The organism is Paraburkholderia sp. (assembly GCF_035656215.1).
Taxonomy (GTDB): domain Bacteria; phylum Pseudomonadota; class Gammaproteobacteria; order Burkholderiales; family Burkholderiaceae; genus Paraburkholderia.
In genome coordinates, this window is record NZ_DASRSY010000140.1 from 1 (window position 1) to 4,146 (window position 4,146).

5 protein-coding genes are annotated in these 4,146 nt (G+C 61.1%); all 5 read right to left on the bottom strand.

The window, feature by feature from the left end; translation table 11 throughout:
- Positions 1-28 precede the first annotated feature (28 nt).
- Positions 29-976, bottom strand: coding sequence for an alpha/beta hydrolase (locus VFE81_RS08020; protein ID WP_325044087.1), 948 nt, complete (start codon positions 974-976; stop codon positions 29-31).
- On the bottom strand, positions 969-1,478 hold the full coding sequence (locus tag VFE81_RS08025; protein ID WP_325044088.1) for a thioesterase family protein: 510 nt from the start codon (positions 1,476-1,478) through the stop codon (positions 969-971). The genes VFE81_RS08020 and VFE81_RS08025 overlap by 8 nt, the downstream gene beginning before the upstream one ends.
- Positions 1,479-1,578: 100 nt before the next feature.
- Complete coding sequence (locus tag VFE81_RS08030) at positions 1,579-2,544, bottom strand: L-carnitine dehydrogenase (protein WP_325044089.1); 966 nt, start codon at positions 2,542-2,544, stop codon at positions 1,579-1,581.
- A gap of 76 nt (positions 2,545-2,620) precedes the next feature.
- On the bottom strand, positions 2,621-3,550 hold the full coding sequence (locus VFE81_RS08035) for a 3-keto-5-aminohexanoate cleavage protein (protein WP_325044090.1): 930 nt from the start codon (positions 3,548-3,550) through the stop codon (positions 2,621-2,623).
- 125 nt (positions 3,551-3,675) lie between these two features.
- A partial coding sequence (locus tag VFE81_RS08040) for a glycine betaine ABC transporter substrate-binding protein (RefSeq protein ID WP_325044091.1) occupies positions 3,676-4,146 on the bottom strand: 471 nt, incomplete at its 5' end.

Here is a 4,146-nt window from a genome sequence, read left to right on the forward strand (position 1 = left end):
CTTGACTCGCTTGTGGCAGCCTGAGCCGTCACTGCGTGACGGAATGCGCGCCTAGAAACTGACAGACATGGCGATGTAGCGCCTGTACACCAGGGCTCGATTCAAGCGCACGCCAGCAGCCATGTACGAGCCCGGCGCCAATCCACAATCGTGCCTCTCCGCCGGCCGCAATGACGCGCTCGACAAACACCCGCGCATCGTCGCGCAACGGATCGTGTTCAACACCTATGGCAAGCGTCGGCGGCAGACCGTCGAAGCGCACCGCGTCCAGCGGTACGGTCCACGCGGGATAGGGCACGCGTTCGCCCCAATATAGATCGCGAAACGCACGGACATCAGCAAGCGTGAGCATCGGCGCATGCGCTTCGTCGTCGCGCGCGGGCATTTGCGGTTCGGTGCCAAGCATTGGATAGACCGTTGCAAGTCCGTGTATGCCTTGAATACCGTCATCGCGCAACCGGATCGCCACGCTGGCAGCGAGATTGGCGCCGGCACTATCGCCCGCCAGTTGCAGCGCATTTTCCGCGAGTGAATCAAACGGCAAACGGCCGTTCAATGCCGCGAGCGTGACCTCCAGACAATCGTCATGGGCGGCTGGAGCGCGGTGCTCAGGCGCAAGCCGGTAATCGACTGCAATCACATCGAGGCCGGTATCCGCGGCAATACGTGCGGTCACGATTTGATGACTTTCCAATGATCCGAGCACGAAGCCGCCACCGTGAAAGTACAGGACGGTACCGCGGATCGTTCCGTTTGCGTTTAAGCGATTTCGATAGCGCCGCAGCCTGATCGGATGGCCCGCGCTTGCCTGAAACACGGCGTCTTCGACGATTACATCGGTTGGTAACGGCGGCGTGAGCGCAGCCGCAAAGCGATCGTAAATCGCGCGCTGCTCGCTCGGTGGCAATGAGGTCGAATGTCCCGCATAGATTGCAGCGGTCCGTTCGATGAACGCGGCAATCTCAGGTTCAAGCATGCTGACTCCCATAAGGCGGCGTCTTTACAGGCAATCCAATCAGGCGCCCTGCAAACCTGGGCGCCGGCAGCACAGTATGCGCTTGCGCCAACTCGCGCACGCGTGCCTCGACGTCCGGGTCGAAGGCAACAGCGCGCGGGCCGCCCGTATCTACATGCAGCAGCATCTGCTCTCCCGCGGCCACCGGTTCAACGCCATCATCATCGAACATCTCGAGGTAAAGATGCAGCCGCTTCGCATCATGCCCCAGCACGCGCATATCGACGCGAACCTGCACACCCTCCTTGATTTCATGCAGATAGTTGATATGCGCTTCGAGCGTATAGATCGAGCGGTTACGCGCCTTACGCACTGAATCAGGCAGCCCGATCACATCGATCAATGCGTCTGTCGCGAAGCTAAAAATCAGCATATAGAACGCGTCGCGTAGATGGCCGTTGTAATCGACCCATTCGGCGCGAACGATGTCGCGATAGCAGGGCAGCAAAGCGTGGTCCGGCATATGCAATTATTCTCCTTCATCTCTATGAATGGCACGGGCCGCTGCGATTGTGCGCTGCCGACGCATTCAGGCGAGGCGGCGCATCGTCCCGCACGCAGCCTCACTCCGAAGGAAGCAACCCATGCCGCGCCTTAGCCGCTTCAATCGCCGTCAGCACACTCGTAATGCAGTCATCCCGATAGCGCTCAAGCTGCTTGATCGAGCGCGACCCGACCTGCTCAGACGTTCCGTCCACCACCCGATCGATCAATTCATCAGTTAGCTGCGGTGCTACCAGTTTAGTCCAGGGCAGCTCCAAAGCCGGTCCAAACTGCTGCATGAAGTGGCGCATACCCGCATCGCCGCCCGCCAGCGTGTACGTCAGGAACGTGCCCATGAACGACCAGCGGATTCCCGCGCCGAAGCGGATAGCATCGTCGATTTCGCCCGTGGTCGCCACGCCTTCGTTGACCAGATGCAGCGCCTCGCGCCAGAGTGCTTCGAGCAAACGGTCGGCGATAAATCCGGGCACTTCCTTGCGCACGAGGAGCGGTCGCATCGACAGTGAACGATAAACCTGCATCGCGGCGTCGATGGTTGCCGGTGCGGTGAGTTCACCGCCGACCACTTCGACGAGCGGCAGCAGATAGACCGGATTAAACGGGTGCCCGACGATGCAACGCTGCGGATTCACCGCCCGTGCGTAAAAATCGCTCGGCAGCAGGCCGGAAGTGGATGAAGCGATGATCGCATCCGGCTTCGCCGCACGGCTGATCTGCTCGTGCAAGGCGAGCTTCAATGCTTCTCGTTCGGGCGCGCTTTCCTGAATGAAATCCGCCTGTTCGACGCAGGCTTCAATCGTATCGACGAAGCGCAATCTCTCGGGCGTTGCGCCTTCCGACAAGCCGACGCGTTCCAATGCCGGCCACGCATTCGCGATGTTCTCGCGCAACTGTTTCTCCGCGCCGGGAGCGGGGTCCCACGCGACGACATCGAGCCCGTGCGCGAGCGCTCGCGCCACCCAGCCGCCGCCGATCACGCCCACGCCGATTGCTGCAAATGTTTTGATATCGACGATCACTGCCATTGCTGACGTTTCCTTTGCCTGCGAGTTCTAAGATTTCGAAGCGCGCCCTATCAGGCGCAACGGATACGCGCCATATTCACGCGTACTGTCCAGCCACACGCCGTTCCAACTGCCGCTCGCCACGCGCGGGCAAGCCGAGTTTGCGGCGACCTTCTGCGGGTGTCAGCGCGCGCCCGCCAAGCCGTTCGATGATTTCGACCGCGCGTTGCACCAGCGTGCCGTTCGTTGCATGCACACCTTTATCGAGCCAGATGTTGTCTTCAAGGCCGACCCGCACGTGGCCGCCGAGGAGCATCGCCTGCGCGACCATCGGCATCTGCATGCGGCCGATGCCGAATCCGGCCCAGTGCGCGCCAGGCGGCAGGCTGTCCGCCATCGCTTTCATCGTCGTGGTATCGGCAGGCGCGCCCCATGGAATGCCGAGGCAGATCTGAAACAACGGTGGCGCGTCGAGCAAGCCTTCCTTGAGCAATTGCTTCGCGAACCATAGATGGCCGGTGTCGAAGATCTCCAGTTCCGGCTTCACGCCGAGTTCCTGGATGCGCTTTGCGCCGGCGCGCAATTGCGCGGGTGTCGACACGTAGATGTAGTCGCCGTCGCCGAAATTGAGCGTGCCGCAATCGAGCGTGCAGATCTCCGGCAGCAACTCCTCGACGTGCGCGAGCCGCGTCAAACCGCCTACCAGGTCGGTTCCCGCGCCGAAGCGCATCGGTTCCTCGCCAGCCCCGATCTCGAGATCGCCGCCCATGCCCGCCGTCAGATTGATGATCACGTCGGTGCCTGACGAGCGGATCCGGTCGACGACCTCGCGATATAACTGCGGATCGCGGCTACCGCGTCCGGTCTTCGGATCGCGGACGTGGCAATGCGCAACAGTGGCGCCAGCTTTCGCGGCTTCGATAGCGGCTTCGGCGATCTGCTTCGGCGTGACGGGAATGGACGGATGCTTGCCGACCGTATCGCCCGCGCCGGTGATGGCGCAGGTCACGATGACTTCATGATTCATGCGTGCTAGTTCCTGTGGATTGAAATGCGCGACTCGATGGATGAGAGCCGGACTGGTTCTAAACCGCGTCTAAGCTGACCGCGTCCAGGCGGCCCCGTCCAGGCGACCCCGTCCAGGCGACCCCGTCAAAGTCCGAGAAAAGTTTTCACTGCCGGCAAGCCGTCTTTACCGTCATAGGTTTTCACGCCCGCGAGCCACGCGTCCAGTACTTGCGGGTTCTTCTTCAGATACGCTTTGGCGGCATCGGCGGGCTTCTCCTTGTTCATCACCGACTGCATCACCACGTTCTCCAGTTGCGTCGAAAAGCGCAGATTGCTCACGAGCTTGCCCGCGTTCGGGCACCGCGTCAGAAAGTCGGGGGACGTCAGCGTATAAACGCGCGCTTCGCCATCGTTCGGACCGAATACGCCGTCGCTGCCGGTGAGGTATTTCATATCGATCTGGATATTCATCGGATGCGGTTCCCACCCGAGAAACACCACCCATTTCTTCTCACGAATGGCGCGATCCACCGACACCAGCATGCCCGCTTCACTCGATTCGACCAGCTTGAAACCGCCGAGGCCGAACTGATTGTTGGCGATCATTTTCTGAAT

Excerpts from the sequence above, each read along its gene's own strand:
- VFE81_RS08030 (WP_325044089.1), bottom strand. The coding sequence starts at position 2,544 with ATGGCAGTGATCGTCGATATCAAAACATTTGCAGCAATCGGCGTGGGC.
- VFE81_RS08020 (WP_325044087.1), bottom strand. The coding sequence starts at position 976 with ATGCTTGAACCTGAGATTGCCGCGTTCATCGAACGGACCGCTGCAATC.
- VFE81_RS08035 (WP_325044090.1), bottom strand. The coding sequence starts at position 3,550 with ATGAATCATGAAGTCATCGTGACCTGCGCCATCACCGGCGCGGGCGAT.
- VFE81_RS08025 (WP_325044088.1), bottom strand. The coding sequence starts at position 1,478 with ATGCCGGACCACGCTTTGCTGCCCTGCTATCGCGACATCGTTCGCGCC.